This is a genomic window from Ancylobacter moscoviensis, assembly GCF_007559435.1.
Classification (GTDB): Bacteria; Pseudomonadota; Alphaproteobacteria; order Rhizobiales; family Xanthobacteraceae; genus Ancylobacter; species Ancylobacter moscoviensis.
In genome coordinates, this window is the sequence record NZ_VMBP01000005.1 from 82,007 (window position 1) to 99,050 (window position 17,044).

Here is a 17,044-nt window from a genome sequence, read left to right on the forward strand (position 1 = left end):
GTCGGCAGCGCCCTTTTTGTTTGCTTCGACAATATCTCGAATCTCGGCCGGTTGCCCGGGCAAGCTCCCCCCGGATAGCGCGCGTTTCGCGGCGGGGGCGGGCTGAAACGAAAATCCCCGGGGCGAACCCCGGGGATGATGTCGTCTTCCCCCTGTTCGGGGGAGGCGTTCAGGCCGCCAGCAGCTTCTCGCGCACCGCCCAGTCCAGCGTCTTGTCGAGGGCGCGGGTGAGACGGTCGAACAATTCGTCGATCTCCGCCGGCGAGATGACCAGCGGCGGGCAGATGGTGATGGCGTCGCCGAAGACGTTGCGCAGGATCAGCCCTTCCTCCTGGCAGAAGGCGACGCACTTGGCGGCGAGGCCCAGCTTGGGGTCGAACTGCTGCTTGGTCTTCTTGTCGGCCACCAACTCGACGGCGCCGACGAGGCCCGCCCCGCGCGCCTCGCCGACCAGCGGGTGGTCCTCCAGCGCGGCGCGGCGGGCGTCGAACTGCGGGATCTTCGCCCGCACCCGCTCGAAGATGCTCTCGCGCTCGTAGATCTCCAGCGTCTTCACCGCCACGGCGGCCGCCACCGGATGGCCGGAATAGGTGTAGCCATGGCCGAAGCTGCCGAGCTTGCTGCTCTCCTGCAGCATGGCCTGGTACATGTCCTCCGGGATCATCACGCCGCCGATCGGCTGATAGGCGGAGGACAGCGCCTTGGCGATGGAGATGGAGTTCGGCTTCATTTCCAGCGCCTGGCAGCCGAAGGCCGTGCCGAGGCGGCCGAAGCCGGTGATCACCTCGTCGCCGATGAAGAAGACGTCGTACTTCTTCAGCACCGCCTCGATCTTCGGATAGTAGCTCTTCGGCGGCACGATCACGCCGCCCGCGCCGAGCACCGGCTCGGCGATGAAGGCGGCCACCGTCTCCGGCCCCTCGGCGATGATGAGGGCTTCGAGGTCGGCGGCGAGGCGGGTGGCGAAATCCTCCTCGGTCTCGCCGGCCTCCGCGAGGCGGTAATAATGCGGGCAGGTGGTGTGCCGCACGCCGGCGATCGGCAGGTCGAAATCGTTGTGGTTGCCGGCGAGGCCCGTGAGCGAGGCCGAGGCGATGGTCACGCCGTGATAGGCGCGCATGCGGGAGATGATCTTCTTCTTCTTCGGCCGCCCGAGCGCGTTGTTCATGTACCAGACGAGCTTCATCTGGGTGTCGTTGGCTTCCGAACCGGACGAGGTGAAGAACACCTTGGAGATCGGCACCGGGGCCATCTCCTTCAGCTTCTCGGCGAGTTCGATCGCCGGGTCGTGGCTCTTGCCGCCGAAGATGTGGGTGAAGGGCAGCTTGCGCATCTGCGCCGCCGCGGCCTCGACCAGTTCCTCGTTGCCGTAGCCCAGCGCCGTGCACCACAAGCCGGCCATGCCCTCCAGATAGGGCTTGCCGTCGACATCGTGCACCCACACGCCCTTGCCGCGCTCGAGGATGAGCGGTCCCGTTTCGCGCACCGCGACGAGATTGGTGTAGGGGTGGACCAGGGTCTCGACATCGCGAGCCTGAAGATTGGTGAGCATGGCAGAACTCCGCCGGCCGATGGTGGAACCGGCGCTCACCCTAGATCGGCGCGCGGCGCGCCGGAAGCGCGCCCTTGGTCTGAGCGGTGCGCTATTGACTTGTTTCTTCGTCGTCCGGCGCATCTTCCGCCGGCTGCGCGGCGGGCTTCGCATCCGGTTTGGATGACGGCTTGGGTGCCGGCCTCGCCGCTGCGCCGCCCGCCCGGATCTCGGCGGTGGCCCAGCGGCAGAGCACGAGGTTGTTTCGGCGCTCGGCCCGGTCCACGTGCAGGTGAAGCTCGTGATAGCCGTCCGAGCCGGGGCCGAGGATGGTGGTGAAGTCGGCGCAGGCGCTCGCCTTCAGCCGTTCCTGGAAGGCGAGCGGCATCGCCCGCTCCGCGCTGCCCTTGGCGGGCGTGCCGATGACGAAGCGGCGCCCGTCGGCCAGCACATAGCCGCGCGTGTCGATGGCGTTGCCCCGTCCGTGCTCGCTGATCTTGGCGCCGGGGACGCGGTTGCGCGGCCGGCATTGCTGGGAGGCGGCGACCAGCACGGTGCCGAGCGGCGCGCCGAGCGTGGCGATCGCCGGGTCGACGCCCTCGCGCAGCCAGCGGGCGACGGCGGCGGCCATCGCGCAGCGCAGCACCGCCGGCGGCTCCAGCGTCACCATGCGCCCGTCCTTCATCCGCACGGCGGAAAGGCTCACCCCGCGGTCGACCGTGCAGGCGGCGTTGTTCGCGGCGACCGACACCGGCGTGAACACACCGAGATTCTCGTTGGAAAGCTCCGGGCAGATGGTCGGCGCCGGCTGGGCGCCTTGGGAACCGTCATCGTCCGCCGGGGGCTCCGGCGCGGCGCCGGTGGTGACGGCCGGTTCCGGCGGCGGCAGCGCCGCCAGCTGGCGGTTCGGCCCCGGCGGGGGCAGTGGTACGGGAGCCGTCGCCCGCTCCTTTGCGGGAGCTTCCGCCGGTTCTTCCGTCGTTCCCGTCGGCGCGACCTCGGGAGCCGGCTTGGCCGCCCTGCCGGCTGGCGGCGGCGCGGGACGCGGGGAGGGCGGGGGAGCGGGAGCCGCCTCCGGCATCTCCGGCGCGGCGTCGTTCCCGGCCGGCGTCTCGTCCGGTTCGAGGGCGGCCTGCTGGTCGGCCTCGAACGGGCGCCGGGGCGGCAGGGGAGCGGAGGCCGGCATGGAGGCGGGCGCGGCGCGGGCGGTCTTCGGCTTGGTCCGGGGCGCGGAGGAGCGGGCCGGGCGCTCCGGCGGCGGCTCCTGCGCCACGCCGATCCATTCGCCGAGCTGGCGGTTGATGGCGTTGCCCGCCTGGTCGATGCTCTGCTTCAGCTCTCGCGTCGACTGTGCCGCGAGCGGGCCACCGGTGAGGAGCAGCGCGAGGATGGCGGCCGGCAGCGCACCTCCCTTCACGGCCAATCCGTTTCGGCGACGGTGCCGGGATGTGCGCCACGATGGGAGGCGACGGAATTCCATGCTATCAGGCCCCCTCGTGCCCCTATCAACCGTTTCGCGACCGACAGTGAACGCACCCCACGCCATTCTCTTCGACAAGGACGGAACCCTGGTCGACTTCGACCGTACCTGGGGACCGGCCGCCGGCGCCGTCATGCGCCACTTCGCGGGCGACGACGACGCGGTGCTGGAGCGTCTCCACCTCGTCAGTCACTATTTGCCCGATCAAGGCCGTTTTCTCCAGACCTCGCCGCTGATCGCCGGTTCCTCGCGCCAGTACGGGCCGCTCTGGGCCGAGGTTCTCGCCCGTCCGGCCGACGCCGCCTTCTTCGAGGAGATGGACGAACTTTTCCGCGAGGAAGGCACGCGCTGCCTCACGCCCATCGGCCGTCCCGCCGAGACGCTGGGGCGGCTGCATGCCCAAGGTCTGCTGCTCGGCATCGCCACCAACGACGCCGAACCCAGCGCCCGGCTGCAGGCGGCCCGGCTCGGCCTCGATCCCTATCTCAGCGCCATTTACGGCCATGATTCGGGCTATGGCTCGAAGCCGGCGCCCGGCATGATCCAGGCGTTCAGCCTGCTGACGGGCCTGCCGACGCAGGCCATCGCGCTGGTCGGCGACACCCGCCACGACCTCGACACCGCCCGCGCCGCCGGCGCGATGGCGATCCTCGTCCGCTGCGGGCCGACGCCGGTCGACCCGTTCGCGCACGAGGCCGATCTCGTGGTCGATTCGGTGGAAGATCTCGCCGATCTCTTCGCCGGCACCCGCGCGCCGGTCGCCGGAGAGCTGGCGTGAAGGGCAGGGGCGGGAGGACGCGGCAATGATCCGCCGTCGGCTCTATGTCGAGGAGCGCATGTCGCGGCTCGCCGTCTGGAGCCTGCGCGCCGCCATCTTCGCCTTCCCCGTCACCTTCATCGGCGTGATGTTCTACGCCACCGAGACGCTCGATTTCCGCAGCGCGCTCTACACGGTGCTGGCGGGCGTCGGGGTGGCGGTGCTCGCCCTGCTGCTCGCCCTGGCGGGCTTCGTCGTCATCTGGAACGAGGGGCTGAAGGGTCTCGGGCGCGTCATCGGCGCCGCGGCGCTGGCACTCATGCTGATCACGCCTACCGCGACTATCGCGGCACTCAGCGTCGGCCTGCCCAGCCTTGCCGACGTGACCACCGACCCGGACGATCCGCCCGAATTCGTCACGCTCGGCACGGTGCGTTCGCGTGCCGCCAACAGCCTCGCTTATCCCGGCGAGAAGCTGGCCGAGCGGCAGCTCGACCTCTACCCCGGCATCAAGCCGATCTCCTTCGATACCCCGCCGGAGGAAATCTACCGGGCGGTGCTGTCTCTGGTGACGCGGCAGAAATGGCTCGTCGTCGACGCGGTGGCCCCGCGCGGCAACCGCGACGGGCGGATCGAGGCGGTGGTGCGCAGCCTGCCCTTCGGCCTGCGCGACGATGTGGTGATCCGCGTGCGCCGCACGCCCGACGGCTCGCGGGTGGACATGCGCTCGGTGGCCCGCAGCGGCGACCGCGACTTCGGCTCCAACGCCCGGCGCATCGACCAGCTCTTCACCGATCTCGCCGACCAGCAGGGCCGCCCCCGCCGCCAGTGAGGGTCACGGCAGGCGGTAGATGCCGGCAAGCAGGGCGGGGCCTTCGGTAAGCACGTCGCCGCGCTCGACCAGATCCTCCATATGCGCCAGCGTCGAGAGGCCGGCGGCGCCGTAAAGGCGCGGGTCGATGCCGATATAGATCGCCCGCACGATCTCTGGGATCGCCATCGGCCCGCGCTCCAGCGCCCGCAGGATCGCCGTCTCGCGGGCGTGGCGATGGCGCAGGTAGCGCTCGACGAAGGCGGGTCCCTGCCGCACCGGTCCGCCATGGCCGGGCAGATAGAGCGTCTCCGGCCGCTCGCCGAGCCGGCGCAGCGATTCCATATAGGCGTTCATCGAGCCGTCCGGCGGCGCGACGATGGAGGTCGACCAGCCCATGACATGGTCGCCGACGAAGATCAGCCCTTCCTTTTCGAGCACGAACGCCATGTGGTTGGCGGTATGACCGGGCGTCGCCAACGCGGTCAACTCCCAGCCGGCGCCCGCCACCCGTGCCCCGTCGGCGAGCGCCACGTCCGGCAGGAAGGAGCGGTCGTCGGCGGCGTCGAGCGTGTTGGTCTCCTCCGCGTGCAGCGCCCGCGCGGCGCGATGCGGACCTTCGGCATAGGCCGGCGCGCCCGTCGCCTCCTTCAGCGCCGCCAGCGCGCCGCTGTGGTCGCGATGGGTGTGGGTGAGGAAGATGTGCGTCACCCGCTCGCCCTGCACCGCCTCGAGCAGCGCGGCGAGATGGGAGGGATCGTCGGGACCCGGATCGATGATCGCCACCTCGCCTTCGCCGACGATATAGCTGCAGGTGCCGGTGAAGGTGAACGGGCCGGAATTGGGCGCCAGCACGCGCCGCACGCCGGGCGCGACCTCGTCGGCGACGCCCGGCACGGCGTCGAAGCGCCGTTCGAAGGGAATGTCCTCTGCCATGCGCGTCTCCTTCCGGCTTCCGAATACCGTTCTGCAAATCTATGCCATGCGGCCGGCGTATGCCTCGCCGCGACAGTATGCCTCCCGTGCGCCCGGATCGGGCACGACCCGTTTGCGCGCCGGGCGCAGCATCGTTATTCAGCTGTGGCGCGGCCTGCCTATCGCAAGGGTGACGGATGGACAAACTGCTCGACGGCTATCGCCGCTTTCGCGCTACCTCATGGCCGGAGCGCAAGGCGCTCTTCGAACGCCTCGCTGCGCGCGGGCAGCGCCCGCAGACGTTGATCATCGCCTGCTCCGACAGCCGCGTCGACCCCTCCATGATCTTCGATGCCGGCCCGGGCGAGCTCTTCGTCGTGCGCAACGTCGCCAATCTCGTGCCGCCCTACACGGCACCGGATCACGCCCATCACGGCACCAGCGCCGCCATCGAGTTTGCGGTGCGGGTGCTGGAGGTGAGCGAGATCGTGGTGCTGGGCCACGCCCTGTGCGGGGGCGCGGGCGCGCTCATCGACGGCGCGCCGCCGCAGGCGCAGGACTTCCTGCCGGACTGGATCAAGATTGCCGGCCCGGCGCGCGACATCGCGCTCAATCTCAGCTCGGACCCGGTCGAGCGGCGCACCATTCTCGAGCATCAATGCGTGAAGCTCTCGTTGCGCAATCTCGAGACCTTTCCGTGGGTCCGCGAGCGGCTGGACGAGGGGCGTCTCGTGCTCCACGGCGCCTATTTCGCCGTGGCCACCGGCGTGCTGGAGCACCTCGGCCCCGACGGCACCTTCGCGCCGGCGTGAGCGGGGCGTTCTTCCGTTGCCATTTCTTGGAAAGGACGTTCCGAGCGGTCAAGCCGCTCCGGAATGGAAGCGCGCGACCGCGTAATTATAGATCAGGTAGTCCTGCGCGTGGAATTCCTCCACGGCCCGTCGAAGCCCCGGATCGATCGTCCGCTCGTCCTTGCCGGCCTTCCGGTTGTCGTGACGGGTTTGCATGGCCGACCGAAGGCCGATGACGTCGAAGCAGTTCCTGATCGATTCATCTATATTTTCGGATATGCCGATATAAGCAAATCGGCCTATCGAGATCTGCGAGAAGTGCTGGGAGTAGAAATTCTGCATTTCAGGGCTGAGCGCGAACTGCTCGAGGCTCCAGTCCTGTTCGTGCATTTTCCGCCAGAGATAATGGCCGGTGTCCTGGATCTGGGTTTTCCAGAAGTCGTAATGCGAAACCAGGCGGCTGAAGGGATCCCGTAAGATGGTGACCAGCGCCGGCTGGCCGGCCGCCGGTGCGGTGCCGTCTCCGAGATACTTTACCGGGAAATAATGACCGTAGATGATTTTCCCGTCCGGTACGGTTTCCGGGCGCAGGAGGTTCCCCAGGATCGGTGTGCATCTCTTATCCTGCTCCATCCGGAAATAGCTATCGTAGTCGAGCACGAGCCGCTCGGCGGCAATTTCCTCGATCATCGCGCGGACGCTGGTTCCGGCGCATTTCGGGACATGGACGAAGAGGCACCCCGGCGCCGGGGCGGGCTGGCGGAAAAGCGTGTTCATGAAGCCGCGCATCGACAATACCGGGGCAGGTGAAAGCTTCGATCCGTGTGCGAGCGTTACGGATCAGGTGAAAAATGCGAACCAGGGCCGTGCCGCGACGCTCGGAGCTACCACTGCCAGAAATGCGTCTTGAGAGGCGTGCTCAGATCGAAACGGTGCCTGAGCGGCTCCGGGGTCCGCATCAGGCCGGGCATCTGTTTCACATGCAGATTCTCCGCCGTGATAATGCGTCGGTTGTCGTGCCAGCCCTTGGCGATATCCTCGTCGGAGAATTTTCGGCCGACATATTTCGACCGGGCATGACCTTCGCTCAGGGCGATGTAGTGCCTGAGGAAGAAATCCTGCGGATACAGGCGCAGCCCGTCGCCGGCCAGCCGATGGCCGCTGGAGCGCGAACTGTCGATGTCGGCCGTGCGCTTCCACGCCCGGTTAAGTCTCGGATAGACCGGCTGGAAGAAGTAGTAGGTCGACATCCGGGAGGCGTAGTCGTCGGCGAGGAAGTCGTCGCCGGGCAGCGGCACGAAGACGATCTCGTGAAAATTGATGCACGTATAGCCGGCGGCATCCGCTTCACGGATGCCGCCGAGAAGCGACTGACCTTCGACAGGTGAGCAAAGCCATTCATCTGCATCGGTGTGCACGATCCAGTCATGATCCGCGTCGGCTATGATGCGCCGCTTGGCGCGAAGCTGGTCGGACAGGGAAAAGGCGCCCGTCCAGGGGATACGTTCGATGCCAAGCAGCCCATGGCCGAGGAACTCGCTGGCGATTTCTGTCGAACCGTCGGTCGAGTCGTTGTCGATGAGAAAGACGTCGAGGCCGTCGCCGATAAGATCGCGGAGGCACCGGCGCATGTGCACGGCCTCGTTGCGGACACAGACGACGGCCAACGCCTTGAGCATGGCTTATCCCTCCAGCCGCGCGGCGGCGGCCAGCAGGGCGGAGCGCAGCTCGTCTCGGTCTATCTCCGACCGTGGCACGCCGGCGCTGTCCACCGCGCGCTCATAGGGATCGTCGCCCGTGAGGTCGGGAATCCCTTCCGGCCCGATGCCGATCGAGGAATAGTAGTCGCGAAACTTGAAACCGTCGCCGATGACCCGACCGGACAGGCGGATCCACGCGGCGGGAATGCCGTATGCGTGCGCGAAGATGACGCCGTGCAGCGAAGAGGAAAGGATGATTTCGCAGGACGACAAAACGGCGAGATACCGGTCGAGCGGAGACAGCGGGTCGATCCGCGTGGCGCCGTGTTCCAGCGCCTGCGTGACGAAAGGATGTTCGGCGTCCACATAGTGCGGGATGATCCCGACGCCCCGTCTGGCGACTTCCGCCGGTTTGAAGAAGTCGGAGATCAGGATACCGGGGTCGCCGAAGCGGGCAGGCGTATCGACGCCCATTTGGAGCAGGCGCTCCCGGGTTAGATGGCCGCGGACCGCGACGACCTGTGACGGAGCGCTGCGTAGGCCCACGCCCGATGAGATGAAGCCCGATCCCCAGACGACCGAATGGCTGTCGGCCCAGTGCAGAATGGAGCCGATGGCGATCAGGTTGGGGCGGTCAAGGCTGTCCTCTCCGGCCAGGATGGGCGTGGTATTCAGCAGTTGCGAGACGATATGCCCGCTGGCGACGTCGCCGGCATTGGGGAATTTCGTGAATTGCTTGAGATATATCGGCACGGGAGATGTCTCTCCAACGAAATGACGACGTGATGAGATCGGCACGCATCAGCATGCGGTCGAGTTCAGATCGGCGAGATAGCGTTCCTTCCACTCGACATTGATGCCCGAGGACTGGCGCTGCGGTTCGAGGCTGGAAGCGGCCCCCGTCGCGGGGCCGTGATGGCCGACATATGCAAGAACGCCCGTCACGGCCTCTTCCGGGTCGGCCAGCAGGGCTTCGTACTCGACGATCATCGGATCGATGCGGCGCGATGAGAAGAACCCCTCCCATTGATCGCTTTGGGCATCGATTTCGGAAAGGGCCGTTTGAATGGCGCCGAAATCGTATTCCGGCGTTCGCCGCACGGCATGAAAGCTGATCCAGGAGGCGGTTTGGCGCGCGACCACCAAGGAAATCGCCTGCGCCAGTCGATCCCGGCGTATGATGTGGATGTACCTGCTGAAATTTATCGCCTGGAAGGCTCTTTCGTTCTGGAGGAGGGGCTCGAACTGTGACCAGTGAGCCTTCGCTCCAAACCATCCGTTGGGGGAAGTTCGGCGCCGAAACAGGCAGGCGATGAGGCCTTCCAGAGTGGAGACGCCCAGTTTCTGTTTCCAGGTCTCGACATGACCGGGATGAAAATATTCCAGCGGGCTGCCGAGGGCACCGGTCTTCCTCAAGAGATGGCCGAAATAGTGACTGCCGGATCGGGGCGTCGACGCAATCACATACGTGTTCGGCTGGCCGTCAAAGTCCGGAAAGTCATAATCCGCGCCGAATTGATCCCAGTCGCTCACTTCACGGTCTCCGCCCCGCCTGCGGTCGCTTGTGGCGCACCCGACATTCGCCGCAACCTGCCGGCCGGAAACAGCCTCGTCAACCGGTGCGGTATCCCTGTCCCGGCCGTAAGCGACGAGGCGACGCCCGCCGGCGCGAGCCGGAAGCCCGGTAGGGTCGTGTCTGTCGAGATATCTGTCGGGGTAGATTTTGTAGGGCTCGGGAGGCCCTTGGCTTGAATGGTCGGAGTGGCAGGATTTGAACCTGCGACCCCCTCGTCCCGAACGAGGTGCGCTACCAGGCTGCGCTACACTCCGACGCGGCGCGAGCCTCTAGCATGCCGATGCGCCGGCCTGCAAGGGGAGGGGTGCGCTTGGCGGTGGATGATGTGGATTTCGTCTCTGTTCGCCGGCCTTTCGCCTCTGTCGTCGCACGGCTTTGCGCGTGCCGAGGTTGAAAGCGGCGGCGAGCTGTGGCTATGTCCGCGCCCACGGTTCCGGCCCGGCTTTCCAGCCCGACGGCCCGGTCCGGTGGGGCGTCGCCAAGTGGTAAGGCAGGGGATTTTGATTCCCCCATGCGGAGGTTCGAATCCTCCCGCCCCAGCCAGCTCCGGTCGTGCAGGCCGCATCCCTCTCGATGATTGCTTCCTCACCTCCGCGCCGAAGGCACGTGCTCAGGACGGAACGCTGCGTCCTCTAGCGGCGAGCAGCGCGATGGCCGCGGCGGAAAGGCCTGCGCCGACAAGGAACGGTGCCTGCGATCCCTGGCTCTGCCAGAGCCAGCCGGCGGCGGTGTTGCCGGCGAGGACCACCACGCCCGTCGCCAGGTTGAAGGCGCCGAAAGCGCTGCCCTTGAGGTCGTCGGGCGTCGCATCGGCGACCATCGCGCCGAGCAGGCCCTGCGAGAAGCCCATATGCAGGCCCCAGAGGACGGTGCCGACGATGTAGACGCTCACGCTGCCGGCGAAGGCCAGCGTCAGATGTGCCGCCATCAGAAACATCAGGCTCCAGATCAGCAGTCCGGTCCGCCCGATGCGGTCCGACCGGCGGCCGACCGGCCAGGCGGTCAGCCCGTAGGCGGCGTGCATGACGACCATCGACAGCGGCACCCAGGACGGCGAGAAGCCGGCCTCGAGCGCTTTCAGGAGCACGAAAGCCTCGCTGAAACGGGCCAGCATCAGCACGGAGGCGATGCCGATCACGCCCCAGACCGCGCGGTTCAGCCGGAACGAGCGGGACAGCCGGAAGGCCGGCCGCTTCGCTGCCGCCCCCGTCTTCGGCTCGTGCACGGCGAAGATCAGTACGGCCATCGCCAGCGCGGCGGGGATGGTGGCGATCCCGAAGACGGAGACGATGTCTCCCGCCATCAAGGTCATGGCCAGGATGGCGATCAGCGGCCCGAGAAAGCCGCCCACCGTGTCGAGCGACTTGCGCAACCCGAAGCTCTCGCCGCGAATCTCGGGCGGGGAGACGGCGGCGATGATGGCGTCGCGCGGCGTGCTGCGGATTCCCTTGCCGATGCGGTCCATCGCTTTCGCCAGGACGATCTGGTCGACGCTGGTCGCCAGCGGGAAGATCAGCCGCGACAGGGCCCCAAGGCCATAGCCGGCGATCGCCAGCGGCTTGTTGCGGCGGCTCCAGTCGGCGAGAAGCCCGGAGAAGAGCCGGGTCGCCGTCGCGATCGCGACCGACAGCCCCTCGATGAAGCCGATGGCGAGAACCGACACGCCCAGCTCGGCGGCGAGGTAGAGCGGCAGCAGCGTCTGGATCAGCTCGGACGAGATGTCCATGAGCAGGCTGACGAGACCGAGCGCCCAGACGGTCGGCGGAATACGCCGCGTGGCGACATCGCGGGGCGAGGCGGCGGACTCCTGCTGGCGGGGCACAGGCGTTCCTTTTGGCAGGCGACGGACAAGACGCGACAGTCGATAGCAGGCATCCGTTCCGGAAGCAGCGCTATCGGCGCTTTCCTCCTTTTTTGACGGGGTACCGCAGGGGAAATTGAGGTTACATGGTGTGGGGACTCGCGAGGCAATGCGCCGGCGCGACCGGGAGGGCAGGGCTATGGACCAGCAGCAGGCCGCCTTCGAGCTTCTGAGGCTCACGCTGGAGCGGCATCCGGAGGCGACGGCCACGCCGGACGCGACCATCGACCTCTACCGCACCTGCCTGGCCGCCGTGGCGGGGGCTCCGCCGCTTTCGGGGAGCCGGAAGCCGGTTCGACTGGAGACGATCTGCCCCAGCTGCGGCGGGCGGGTCGAGATCGAGTTCACGCCGTAGCGGGCCGGGTACGGTTGGGCTGGATGAAAGCGGCGGCCGGGCGCGGAAGCTCTCTTGGGGCCCCGGCACTCCGGTGGTAGCGTCTCCTGCGGATGCTGCAGGGAGGGCACCATGAAGAAGACGCTTCTCGCCATGACGGCGCTGGCACTATGGGCCGCCGCTCCGGCGTTGGCGCAGGACACGAACGCCCCGCCGGCTCCCCAGCCGCCGCTCTCGAACCCGGACAATCTCGATCCCGGGCCCGATGCGCCCCAGCCGCTCACCGGAGAGCTGGTGCCGCGCCCGGGGGCTCCGCCGGTCGATCCCGCGGCCGATCTGAAGCTGCCGAACTGCACGCCGCCCAACTGCGGCACGCCGCAGATCATGAGCGAATAGCTGCGATCGCGGGCGGGAACGGGACGGCATTGGCGGGTTTTCCCCCGGCCACGCGTGCCGATAAAGCCGCTTTGCCCTTCCAATTTCCGCATATCGCCCCATATTAGGCGAGGCGTCGCCATTCTGCGGCCGCGTAAACCAGCAGCACCGCTGCATGTGATCGGAAAAAATTTGCAGGTTCTCGTTCGCGACAACAACGTCGAACAGGCGCTGCGCGTCTTGAAGAAGAAGATGCAGCGCGAAGGCATATTCAGGGAAATGAAGGCCCGGCGCTCTTACGAGAAGCCGTCCGAGCGGCGCAACCGCGAAGAGGCCGAAGCCGTTCGCCGCGCGCGCAAGGCTGCGCGCAAGCAGGCGGTCCGCGATGGCCTCATCGCCGCCCCGAAGAAGAAGCCCCTCGTCGACCGCCGGGCCCCGCGTCCCGCGCCTCAGGCGGCTGCTCAAAATAAATCCGACCAAGGGTTGTAATAACTCCTGGTTTCGATTATGATCGCGCATCGATCTTGCACGTTGAACTTTGTTTTGCGCAGCTCTGCGCCGCAGCGAAATTCCTCTCAAATCGATGTCAACGTGACGCCCGCGCCGCGCGGGTGATCGAATTTCTATGTCGAACTAAGGAATATCGTTATGGCGACAGGCACCGTGAAGTGGTTCAACAGCCAGAAGGGCTTCGGTTTCATTCAGCCGGACAATGGCGGCCCGGACGTTTTCGTCCATATCTCCGCCGTCGAGCGCGCCGGTATGAGTGATCTGCGCGAGGGTCAGAAGATCTCCTACGAGATCGAGACCGACCGTCGCAGCGGCAAGTCCTCGGCGGGCAGCCTCCAGGCTGCGTAAGGAATGCCTCCGCTCCGTGACCCCGGATGTACGGGCACGGATCGTCGACGCAGGGGAGGCCGGGGCAACCCGGCCTTTTCATTTTGAAAGGAATGAACGATGGCGAAGCTCAACCGCGATACGCTCTTCCAGCCCAAGCTCTCGAAGACGGAAAGCAAGGCAGAGTCGGTCTCGCGCATTGCCATGTCCATGATCGAGCAGGAAGTCGCGCAGCGGGAGGCCAAGACGGCACGCCTGCGCGAGGCGCGGCTGGCCCGCGAGGCCACCGAAAGCCAGGCCGCGGCCCGTTCGGCCGGCGCCGGCGGCAAGCGCGCGAAACGCTGAGATTTCCGACGGTCGCGAGGAGTACTCCTCCTGCCGGACCTCCCAAACCCTTCCACCTGAGGCGGAAGAGATCGTCCGCGATCATCCCTCGCCGGTAGCCACGCCCGCCGCCTGTTGCGCGCGCCATTGCGAGGGCGCCACGCCGGCCCACCTCTGGAAGGCGTGATCGAACGAGCTGTTGGCGGAATAGGACAGCGCCTCGGCCACGCGGCCGATCGGCAGGCGCGTCAGGGCCAGCAGTTCCCGGGCGACCGTGAAGCGCACCTCGTCCTTGATCGCCTCGAAGCTGGTGCCGGCCCGGGCAAGGCGCCGGGCCAGGGTGCGGGGCTCGAGGCCGAGTTCGCGCGCGACGGCGTGGCGGTCGGCCTCGTCCAGCATCAGGCGCGGGCGTATGGCATGGCGGACCTGCCCGACGATGTCCGCGAGATCGCCGCGCAGCATCTCCTGCAGGGCGGCGCGAAGCTGCACGTGCCGGGCCGGATCGGCGCCCGGCAGCGGCATGGCCATGTCGTGCCCGGAGATCACCACTCCCGTCTGCTCCTGGTCGAAGACGACGCTCGTCTTGAGGACGCTGCGATAGGCGGACAGGTTGTCCGGCGGCCCCACGCATTCGAGCACGCGCAGCGGCTGTGCGCGGCCTGTGGTGAGCGCGCGCACCATGTTGCAGCCGATGGCGACCACCAGATCGTGAATCTGGCGGCCGACGCCGGTGCCGGCGTCGTAGAGCCCGTAGCCGATGAGATAGTCGTCGCCGAGGCGCTGGAGATACACCACCGCGCCGCGTGAATAGCCGATCTGCAGCCCGACATAATCGCGGAAGGCGTCGCCGAGCGTGGGCGCGCTCGCCATCATCTCGCCGACGGGACCGAGCGCCCGGTGGTCGCTGCGCGCGCCCAGCAGCAGGCCGAGATGGGGACAGCGAGCCAGCCTGGCGCCGCGCTCGATCAGGCCGACCAGCGCCGGGTAGGCGAACCGGGCTTCCGGCAGCAGTTCGTGTGGCGCGATGCCCGAGCCGGCAAACGCCTCATCGAGGCTCACCCCGAGCTCTCCGAGAAGCGCGGGCAACGCTGCGACCGGGCCCACGCGCTGGGACGGAACATTGGTCAAAATCGGCGGCTCCTGTCCTCTAATAGCAAGCGGTGGCCACTTCCATAAGTTATGGCTCTGGCATCCCGCAAGGTATTCGATTTGGAATATCTTGGCTGGCGGTGCCCGCGCGACGTGACATTGCCGTCATGCTATAATTCCATAGAAGTGCTCTTAGTCGGGAAAACGAATTCTTGCGGCGGTTTATGCTTTGCCGACGACGGCGGTGTGGGTCCGTGGCGGGGAAAATCGTCTTCGTCTCCGAAATCTTGTCGAGGAAGCATGTCATGACGTTTTCGCGCCGCGCCCTGATGATGGGTGGAGCTGCTCTGGCCTCGGTCGCCGCCGCTCAGAACGCCTTGGCCTGGGACGGGCCGATCTACGATCTCGTCGAGGGCGCCGACGACTTCATGGTCGCTTCGGACGCCTATGTGTTCGGCTACCCGCTGGTCACCATGGAGATGACCCGCCGGGTGATGACCAATGTGGTGAAGGCGGAAGGCAGCCGCGGGCCGATGGGCACGCTGATCAAGCTGCGGGCCTATCCCGACGCCAGCTTCCGCGATGTCACCGCGCCCAACGCGGACACGCTCTACACCACGGCCTTCCTCGATGTCGGCGACGAGCCCTGGGTGGTGAGCGTGCCGGACATGAAGGGCCGCTATTTCCTGCTGCCCTTCCTCAATGGCTGGACCGAGGTGTTCCAGGTGCCGGGATCGCGCACCACCGGAACCGGCGCCCAGACCTATCTCGTCACCGGCCCCGGCTGGTCCGGCAAGGTGCCCGAGGGCATGGTGCAGCTCAAGTCGACGACCGACATCGTCTGGATGCTCGGCCGCATCTACTGCACCGGCACGCCGGAGGATTACGCCGCCGTCCACGCGCTTCAGGACCAGTTCAAGCTGTTCCCGCTGAGCGCGCTCGGCAAGGACTACACGCCGCCCGCCGGTAAGGTCGACGCGGCCATCGACATGAAGACGTCGGTGCGCGATCAGGTGAACGCGCTGAGCGCGGCCGATTATTTCACGCTGCTCGCCGAGCTCATGAAGCGCAATCCGCCGACCGCCAAGGACGAGCCGGCGCTGGCACGGTTCGCGCAGATCGGCCTCGTCCCCGGCAAGAGCTTCGATCCGAAGGCGATCGACGCCCGCTGGTCGAAGCGCCTGCCGCAGCTTTCCTATGACCGCATCATGCTGCACTTCAAGCTCAGCGGCGGCGACGTCAAGGACATCAACGGCTGGGGCTACACGACCAAGACCGGTCTCTACGGCACCGATTATCTCCAGCGTGCCCTGATCACCGCCATCGGCCTCGGCGCCAACCGGCCGCAGGACGCCGTCTATCCGACCTCGTTGAAGGACAAGGACGGCAGCGAATACAGCGGTGCGAACAAGTACCAGCTCCGCTTCGCGCCGGGCGAGCTGCCGCCGGTGAAGGGCTTCTGGTCGCTGACCATGTACGACGCGGCGATGTTCTTCGTCGCCAACCCCATCAACCGCTATTCCATGAGCATGCGCACCGACCCGAAGCTGGAGTCGGATGGCTCGCTGGTGATCTACGTCCAGAACGAGAGCCCTGGTCCGGACAAGGAAGCCAACTGGCTGCCGGCACCGAAGGACCGGTTCAATCTCATGCTGCGCCTCTACTGGCCGGACGAGAACGATCCGTCGATCCTCAACGGCTCGTGGATCATTCCCGCCGTGGCCAAGGTCGGCTGAGCCGGAAGATGGGGGCATTCGGGCACAGCGCTCGCGCCATCGCCGTGGCGCTCGCCGCCTTTCTCGCGGCGGGCGCGGCGCGTGCGGCCGATCGGCCCCATGGCGGCGCGCCGCAGTCCGACACGGCGCGACCGGCGTCGGACTGGCGCTTCCAGGCGACGTTCTATGGCTGGCTGACCGCCATCGACGGCGATGTCGGCGTGCGCAACCGGCCGATGACGCCGGTCGATGCATCGCTGTCCGACGTGCTGGAAAATCTCGACGGCGCGGTGATGGGCTCGTTCCTGGCCGAGAACGGACAATGGCTGTTCCTCGGCGATCTCGTGCTGGCGCGGCTGTCGCACGACGGCCAGATCGGCCCCCATGGCGGAGGCTCGCTCGACGCCGAGCTGTCCCAGACCATCGCCACCGGCGCGATCGGCCACTGGCTGCCGCTCGGCGCCTCCGATCTCGATCTCGGCATCACCGCCGGCCTGCGTTACGTGCGGATTTCCGCCGATGTCGCCTTGTCGCCGGCCGGCTCGCCGCTTGTCGGGTCCGCCAGCCAGACCGAGCAATGGATCGATCCGACCGTCGGGCTGGTGCTGCAATGGGCCATCGACGATCGCTGGTTCCTCAACGCCGTGGCGGATATCGGCGGTTTCGGCGTGGGATCGAAGCTGTCGAGCAACGGCTATGTCGGGCTCGGCTACCGGTGGACGCCCTCGCTCTCGACCGCCATCGGCTACCGCTATCTCTATGAGGACTACGAGGCCGCCGGCATCGGCACGGGTTCCTTCCGCTACGACACGGTCATGCACGGCCCGACCTTCAGCCTGGGCTGGCATTTCTGACCGGGAGTGGGGGCGCTCGCCCGCCCGGCCGGTGCCCATCGTGCCCGTCCCCGTGCTAGAAGCGTGACATCTCAACCGTTCACGCTCCGGGCCT

19 protein-coding genes and 2 tRNA genes are annotated in these 17,044 nt (G+C 67.2%); 11 read left to right on the forward strand and 10 right to left on the reverse strand.

Features of this window, described 5'->3' with window-relative positions:
• Nucleotides 1-169 precede the first annotated feature (169 nt).
• Entirely contained in the window at nt 170-1,552 is a 1,383-nt protein-coding gene (locus FO470_RS15050; protein WP_144343804.1) for an aminotransferase, read from the reverse strand.
• Nucleotides 1,553-1,643: 91 nt separating this feature from the next.
• Entirely contained in the window at nt 1,644-2,948 is a 1,305-nt protein-coding gene (locus FO470_RS15055) for an extensin-like domain-containing protein (protein ID WP_246659604.1), read from the reverse strand.
• 109 nt (nt 2,949-3,057) lie between these two features.
• Here FO470_RS15055 and FO470_RS15060 point away from each other — a divergent pair, with 109 nt between their 5' ends.
• Together FO470_RS15060 and FO470_RS15065 are read left to right on the forward strand one after the other, a co-directional pair.
• Entirely contained in the window at nt 3,058-3,789 is a 732-nt protein-coding gene (locus tag FO470_RS15060) for an HAD family hydrolase (RefSeq protein ID WP_144343806.1), read from the forward strand.
• A 25-nt stretch (nt 3,790-3,814) separates the two neighbouring features.
• Entirely contained in the window at nt 3,815-4,600 is a 786-nt protein-coding gene (locus FO470_RS15065) for a DUF1499 domain-containing protein (protein ID WP_144343807.1), read from the forward strand.
• A 3-nt stretch (nt 4,601-4,603) separates the two neighbouring features.
• Here FO470_RS15065 and FO470_RS15070 read toward each other — a convergent pair whose 3' ends face one another.
• A complete protein-coding gene (locus tag FO470_RS15070; protein WP_144343808.1) occupies nt 4,604-5,515 on the reverse strand; it encodes an MBL fold metallo-hydrolase in 912 nt (303 codons plus the stop codon).
• Nucleotides 5,516-5,691: 176 nt separating this feature from the next.
• On the opposite strand from FO470_RS15070, the gene FO470_RS15075 reads away from it, so the two are divergent.
• Entirely contained in the window at nt 5,692-6,306 is a 615-nt protein-coding gene (locus FO470_RS15075) for a carbonic anhydrase (protein WP_144343809.1), read from the forward strand.
• 48 nt (nt 6,307-6,354) lie between these two features.
• Here FO470_RS15075 and FO470_RS15080 read toward each other — a convergent pair whose 3' ends face one another.
• From FO470_RS15080 to FO470_RS15100, 5 genes are all read right to left on the reverse strand, one after another.
• Nucleotides 6,355-7,062, reverse strand: coding sequence for a sulfotransferase family 2 domain-containing protein (locus FO470_RS15080; RefSeq protein ID WP_186291984.1), 708 nt, complete (start codon nt 7,060-7,062; stop codon nt 6,355-6,357).
• A gap of 107 nt (nt 7,063-7,169) precedes the next feature.
• Nucleotides 7,170-7,964 carry a glycosyltransferase gene (locus FO470_RS15085; RefSeq protein WP_144343811.1) on the reverse strand — a complete coding sequence of 265 codons (795 nt, stop codon included), beginning with the start codon at nt 7,962-7,964 and terminating at the stop codon, nt 7,170-7,172.
• A gap of 3 nt (nt 7,965-7,967) precedes the next feature.
• On the reverse strand, nt 7,968-8,738 hold the full coding sequence (locus FO470_RS15090) for a polysaccharide pyruvyl transferase family protein (RefSeq protein ID WP_186291985.1): 771 nt from the start codon (nt 8,736-8,738) through the stop codon (nt 7,968-7,970).
• A gap of 48 nt (nt 8,739-8,786) precedes the next feature.
• Nucleotides 8,787-9,518: a Stf0 family sulfotransferase gene (locus FO470_RS15095; RefSeq protein WP_186291986.1), complete on the reverse strand. Its 732-nt coding sequence runs from the start codon at nt 9,516-9,518 to the stop codon at nt 8,787-8,789.
• Between the two features lie 220 nt (nt 9,519-9,738).
• Nucleotides 9,739-9,815, reverse strand: a tRNA-Pro gene (locus FO470_RS15100).
• 214 nt (nt 9,816-10,029) lie between these two features.
• Here FO470_RS15100 and FO470_RS15105 point away from each other — a divergent pair.
• Nucleotides 10,030-10,104 (forward strand) — tRNA-Gln (locus FO470_RS15105).
• A 67-nt stretch (nt 10,105-10,171) separates the two neighbouring features.
• Here the strand turns inward: FO470_RS15105 and FO470_RS15110 are convergent.
• On the reverse strand, nt 10,172-11,383 hold the full coding sequence (locus FO470_RS15110) for an MFS transporter (RefSeq protein ID WP_246659605.1): 1,212 nt from the start codon (nt 11,381-11,383) through the stop codon (nt 10,172-10,174).
• A 178-nt stretch (nt 11,384-11,561) separates the two neighbouring features.
• Between FO470_RS15110 and FO470_RS15115 the strand changes: the two genes are divergently transcribed.
• The 5 genes from FO470_RS15115 to FO470_RS15135 all read left to right on the forward strand — a co-directional run bounded on the left by FO470_RS15115 (nt 11,562) and on the right by FO470_RS15135 (nt 13,313).
• Entirely contained in the window at nt 11,562-11,777 is a 216-nt protein-coding gene (locus FO470_RS15115) for a hypothetical protein (RefSeq protein WP_144343814.1), read from the forward strand.
• Between the two features lie 111 nt (nt 11,778-11,888).
• Nucleotides 11,889-12,152, forward strand: coding sequence for a hypothetical protein (locus tag FO470_RS15120; RefSeq protein WP_144343815.1), 264 nt, complete (start codon nt 11,889-11,891; stop codon nt 12,150-12,152).
• A gap of 171 nt (nt 12,153-12,323) precedes the next feature.
• Complete coding sequence (gene rpsU / locus FO470_RS15125; protein WP_144343816.1) at nt 12,324-12,620, forward strand: 30S ribosomal protein S21; 297 nt, start codon at nt 12,324-12,326, stop codon at nt 12,618-12,620.
• Nucleotides 12,621-12,779: 159 nt separating this feature from the next.
• Nucleotides 12,780-12,989 carry a cold-shock protein gene (locus FO470_RS15130; protein WP_144343817.1) on the forward strand — a complete coding sequence of 70 codons (210 nt, stop codon included), beginning with the start codon at nt 12,780-12,782 and terminating at the stop codon, nt 12,987-12,989.
• A gap of 99 nt (nt 12,990-13,088) precedes the next feature.
• Entirely contained in the window at nt 13,089-13,313 is a 225-nt protein-coding gene (locus FO470_RS15135; RefSeq protein ID WP_144343818.1) for a hypothetical protein, read from the forward strand.
• 81 nt (nt 13,314-13,394) lie between these two features.
• Here the strand turns inward: FO470_RS15135 and FO470_RS15140 are convergent, their stop codons facing one another.
• A complete protein-coding gene (locus FO470_RS15140) occupies nt 13,395-14,351 on the reverse strand; it encodes an AraC family transcriptional regulator (RefSeq protein WP_144343819.1) in 957 nt (318 codons plus the stop codon).
• 335 nt (nt 14,352-14,686) lie between these two features.
• Here FO470_RS15140 and FO470_RS15145 point away from each other — a divergent pair, with 335 nt between their 5' ends.
• Both FO470_RS15145 and FO470_RS15150 read left to right on the forward strand, forming a co-directional pair.
• Nucleotides 14,687-16,117 (forward strand): DUF1254 domain-containing protein, encoded by a 1,431-nt coding sequence (locus FO470_RS15145; protein WP_144343820.1) that lies wholly within the window; start codon nt 14,687-14,689, stop codon nt 16,115-16,117.
• Between the two features lie 8 nt (nt 16,118-16,125).
• The gene (locus FO470_RS15150) at nt 16,126-16,950 is read left to right on the forward strand and encodes a hypothetical protein (RefSeq protein WP_144343821.1); all 825 of its coding nucleotides are present in this window, start codon (nt 16,126-16,128) and stop codon (nt 16,948-16,950) included.
• The last annotated feature ends 94 nt before the right edge of the window (nt 16,951-17,044 follow it).

Coding starts and splice junctions, on each gene's coding strand:
- FO470_RS15075 (WP_144343809.1), top strand. CDS start 5,692: ATGGACAAACTGCTCGACGGCTATCGCCGCTTTCGCGCTACCTCATGG.
- FO470_RS15085 (WP_144343811.1), bottom strand. CDS start 7,964: ATGCTCAAGGCGTTGGCCGTCGTCTGTGTCCGCAACGAGGCCGTGCAC.
- FO470_RS15120 (WP_144343815.1), top strand. CDS start 11,889: ATGAAGAAGACGCTTCTCGCCATGACGGCGCTGGCACTATGGGCCGCC.
- FO470_RS15065 (WP_144343807.1), top strand. CDS start 3,815: ATGATCCGCCGTCGGCTCTATGTCGAGGAGCGCATGTCGCGGCTCGCC.
- FO470_RS15145 (WP_144343820.1), top strand. CDS start 14,687: ATGACGTTTTCGCGCCGCGCCCTGATGATGGGTGGAGCTGCTCTGGCC.
- FO470_RS15115 (WP_144343814.1), top strand. CDS start 11,562: ATGGACCAGCAGCAGGCCGCCTTCGAGCTTCTGAGGCTCACGCTGGAG.
- FO470_RS15135 (WP_144343818.1), top strand. CDS start 13,089: ATGGCGAAGCTCAACCGCGATACGCTCTTCCAGCCCAAGCTCTCGAAG.
- FO470_RS15080 (WP_186291984.1), bottom strand. CDS start 7,062: ATGAACACGCTTTTCCGCCAGCCCGCCCCGGCGCCGGGGTGCCTCTTC.
- FO470_RS15050 (WP_144343804.1), bottom strand. CDS start 1,552: ATGCTCACCAATCTTCAGGCTCGCGATGTCGAGACCCTGGTCCACCCC.
- FO470_RS15150 (WP_144343821.1), top strand. CDS start 16,126: ATGGGGGCATTCGGGCACAGCGCTCGCGCCATCGCCGTGGCGCTCGCC.
- FO470_RS15070 (WP_144343808.1), bottom strand. CDS start 5,515: ATGGCAGAGGACATTCCCTTCGAACGGCGCTTCGACGCCGTGCCGGGC.
- FO470_RS15130 (WP_144343817.1), top strand. CDS start 12,780: ATGGCGACAGGCACCGTGAAGTGGTTCAACAGCCAGAAGGGCTTCGGT.